General features: G+C 39.3%; 5 protein-coding genes and 1 pseudogene. 4 read left to right on the top strand and 2 right to left on the bottom strand.

What is annotated here, in order from left to right:
* Positions 1 to 526 (top strand): IS3 family transposase (locus JN080_RS28430; RefSeq protein ID WP_256239300.1); only part of this gene is annotated, 526 nt, incomplete at its 5' end.
* A 119-nt stretch (positions 527 to 645) separates the two neighbouring features.
* Here JN080_RS28430 and JN080_RS28425 read toward each other — a convergent pair.
* The gene (locus JN080_RS28425) at positions 646 to 1,143 is read right to left on the bottom strand and encodes an Hsp20/alpha crystallin family protein (RefSeq protein WP_256239299.1); all 498 of its coding nucleotides are present in this window, start codon (positions 1,141 to 1,143) and stop codon (positions 646 to 648) included.
* A 252-nt stretch (positions 1,144 to 1,395) separates the two neighbouring features.
* Between JN080_RS28425 and JN080_RS28420 the strand changes: the two are divergent.
* The 3 genes and pseudogenes from JN080_RS28420 to JN080_RS28410 form a co-directional block, all read left to right on the top strand.
* Positions 1,396 to 1,617: pseudogene (locus JN080_RS28420) on the top strand (beta-ketoacyl-[acyl-carrier-protein] synthase II); the annotation flags it as partial.
* Positions 1,618 to 1,836: 219 nt separating this feature from the next.
* A complete protein-coding gene (locus JN080_RS28415) occupies positions 1,837 to 1,983 on the top strand; it encodes a hypothetical protein (RefSeq protein WP_256239298.1) in 147 nt (48 codons plus the stop codon).
* 336 nt (positions 1,984 to 2,319) lie between these two features.
* Positions 2,320 to 3,429 carry a lactonase family protein gene (locus tag JN080_RS28410; RefSeq protein WP_256239297.1) on the top strand — a complete coding sequence of 370 codons (1,110 nt, stop codon included), beginning with the start codon at positions 2,320 to 2,322 and terminating at the stop codon, positions 3,427 to 3,429.
* Between the two features lie 96 nt (positions 3,430 to 3,525).
* On the opposite strand, the gene JN080_RS28405 is transcribed toward JN080_RS28410, so the two are convergent.
* Positions 3,526 to 3,711: hypothetical protein (locus tag JN080_RS28405; protein WP_256239296.1), on the bottom strand; the 186-nt coding region annotated here is incomplete at its 5' end.

Genomic DNA, 3,711 nt, shown 5'->3' with positions numbered 1-3,711 from the left:
CCAGGCTAATGAACTGGACCGTGAGTTTAAACAGGACGAGCAGTTGAGTGCAATTGTAAGTGATTTGACGTATGTAAGAGATGATAAAAAATGGCATTATATATGTTTATTTGTCGACCTCTTTAATCGAGAGATCATTGGGTACAGCACTGGTCCGAGCAAAGATGCCTTATTAGTTTATCGGGCTCTCGCCTCGATTAAGGCAGACCTCCATAAGATCCGGATTTTCCATACAGACCGTGGAAATGAGTTTAAAAACAAACTGATTGATGAAGCCCTAGAGACTTTTAAGATAAAGCGTTCTCTCAGTATGAAAGGATGCCCATATGATAATGCAGTAGCTGAAGCCACGTTCAAAATCATTAAAACAGAGTTTGTCAAAGGACGTACCTTTGATTCACTGGAAGATCTGACACGTGAGTTACATGATTATATACATTGGTTTAATCTTCTTCGTATTCACGATACGCTAGACTTTTTAAGCCCGATTGAATACAAACTTACACACCTTAAAAAAGTTGTCTAGTTTGATGTTGACAATCCAGGCTTTAATAATGATATTCAGTAAACGCCCCTTATTCTTGCCTTATTTTATATTTATATGGAAACACTCTGACTAATATGTCCAATTTCAATGCGGACTACCTATTCATTATCGATTGGAATAATTTCTACTTTTGAATAGGCACGTGTATAGCTGACAATTAAGAGGCCATTCCAATACCTTGCGCTTAATTGATTAGGATTTATCGTGTCTGGCAATTTAATTTGCCTTTGGAATTGTCCAGTAAATTTCTCCGAATATGTTCTTTTTAAATGGGAATAGATGGGATTATTTATACCTTTCACTGTTAGAATATCCCCAGCAATCCCTAATTCAACATCTTCTCTTTTTAAACCCGGGAGTTCAATGATGATATTTACTTCGTTATCGCCCTCTAACAACTCGATTATTGGAAATTTGGAATCTGGAGTTTGTTTTTCATTCGAATCCTGACTTTTAGATGTGGAGGAAGATGTTTTAAATGGCTGTTCATCAAGCATTTGCCTGGAAAAATCTTGATCAAAGATATTATTCCAAAATTCTCCCCCCTGCATATTCTGGGCGATTTCCATCCATTGTTTTAATCTTTCTATATCCATATGTTCACATCCCTTAAACCATACAAATCGTCTTTTACTTTAAAAAGAGGGTAAAAATTGACACTGATTTTAATATATATGCGTTAGATGTAACATCTTTTCATCTTCGTCCTGAATAAAATGAATCTTAATGAATCGTCTTAACTTTTGACTTATAAAACAAAAAAACGTTATGAGGATTGTGTTTCCTCCAAATACTAAAGATACCCAGTGTTGTTTGATCTATTATTCTTTTGACAAAGTAAAGGCAAGATGCTTTGGCATATGCTTGGTGCTGCAGGGGGAGTAGAGGCCATTGCCTTAGTAATGGAGGACATCATTCAACCGACAATTAACTTAGCCCTTCCTGACCCAGAATGTGATTTGGACTATACTTCACAGGATGCCAAAAAGAAAGAATTAAACATTGGTATATCGAACTCTTTTGGTTTCGGGGGGCTCAATTCAGCCATTGTCCTGAAAAAATATAAATAATTGGTTCGGGATTCAATAGAGCGGTTTGAAGTAGAAAAATAGGACGATAATATTACTGAGTTGAGAATCAAAAAAAATCAGGGCAATATTTGTTTGGTAAAAATGGAGTAATTACGCCAATAAACACGGAAGGGAAAAGAACAAAAATGAATTTAATTTAACGATGGAACAAGTGGTATTGAACGTTCCGTTGTCAATACTAGTTTAGGAATCTATTTGATGGTGGCAGGGCGTAATGCAAATCGCGGGAAGCAAACAGTAGCGGAAATTCGTGCTAAGGGGGGAAGGGCTGATTATATTCTTACTTTTTTAGTGGGTGAGCCTGCACCGCAGATGGCTGAAAAAGGTAAATTGCCTGGCCTGTAACCTCCTAAACCTCCATGCAGTATCACAGCTTCGCTTGTTATACGGGATTAAAGACCCAACCAGCTCAAACATGTTTCTACAAGTAGGGGGCGAACGGTTTAGTTAACGGGGTTAAACCCCACGATCAGTTACGTTCTGCCCTGGCTACTGTTATAGTAAAACCATATAAAAAAATGGTCAGCCAGAAATATCTGGTGATCTTATAATACGATCGGTTCAGCTTAGTGGGATAAGTAGGATGATAGTCCATCTCTCTTTGAAAAAAATTTACGTCCATTTTGGGAATTCAAATGGCAAAAGAACCATATAAAATGGTGAAAGGAGGAGAGTCATAAAATGCAGAAAGAAAACAATTATTTTCGTGCGGGTGCGAGTATGGTGTACATGATGACCAATAATGATGTAATGAATCAAGTCATTGCGTTTTACAGGGGCATGAATGGTATGCTCACCTTTGTAGGTGCCTATCCAACTCATGGCAGAGGTACGGGTACAAAAGAAGTCTCCAGTGCCACAGCAAACGAAGGCGTCGATCCCCTTGCCTCTCAAGGCGCCTTAACTTTATCACGTGATGGACGTTTTCTGCTCGCAGTTAACGCTGGCAGCAATACAATTAGTAGCTTCATCATAACTGACAACGGAGTGCCTGTTCTCGCCGATGTGAAGGCATCAGGAGGTGCTCAGCCAAATAGTGTAGATGTGTCTGGTAATCTTCTCTATGTTTCAAATGTTGGTAATGCAGCTAACAATTTTGCATCCAACATCACAGGTTTTCTTATTAATGCTAACGGACGCCTTACTCCGATTCCAGGATCCACCCATTCTCTCAGCACTATCAATGCTCAGCCAGCCCAGGTTCTCTTCACTCCAGATGGAAGTAAAATCCTTGTCTCCGAGCTTACATCAAACCATCTCAGTATATTCCATGTAAATCAAAATGGTACGGTTACAGGACCAATCGTTAATAACTCTTATGGTCAAGGACCATTTGGTGCCTATTTTCTATCCTCCGGAATCCTCTTAGTTACAGAAGCCATGTCAAATGCTCTGTCATCTTACTCATTAAGCAACGGCGGTATTCTTCATGTTATTAGCGGCTCTGTACCAAACGGATATATAACTGCTTGTTGGGTTGCTACAACGAGGGATGAACGTTTTGCATACACCATCAACTCTTTAAGCGGAACCATCTCCACCTACCGAATCAATCCTAATGGGGCACTGTCGGTGGTAAGGCATATTACCAGTACACCTCCAGGTACAGCACCGGGTTTTCCCATGGATGCTGGAGTGAGTAAAGATGGACGGCATTTTTACACCCTAAACGGAAACCAGGGTACAGTGTCAGTATTTAATATCCAAGAAGATGGTAGTTTGGTTAGATTGCAGGTTGCTGCTTGGACTAACTTACCTTATCTTGGTTCACAGGGCTTAGCTGTTCTTTGATTCTATTGGTTCATTATATTAGTCAGGATGGAAAATAGAGGGGGATTATTAAAAACAAGGTTGCGGACATACTGGTTTTTTATGAGAAAAAATTAATTACCAGCGGGATTGTGGAGGGTGCTTTACTTTCACAACAAATGGACTGTTTCGGTAGCAGTCCTTTTTCATTATCGTTACTAAATTAAATCGGCAGGATTGCTCTGGAATGAATTGGAGGTAAGCCCGAATTATAAAAAATAAGCGTACCGACCTGGTACGCATGAGAAATAACCGTATATCATG

The organism is Bacillus sp. EB600 (genome assembly GCF_024494385.1).
GTDB lineage: Bacteria > Bacillota > Bacilli > Bacillales > Cytobacillaceae > JAEVLT01.
Note: the sequence above shows the minus strand (reverse complement) of the source record. Positions and strands in the feature narration are given on the sequence as shown.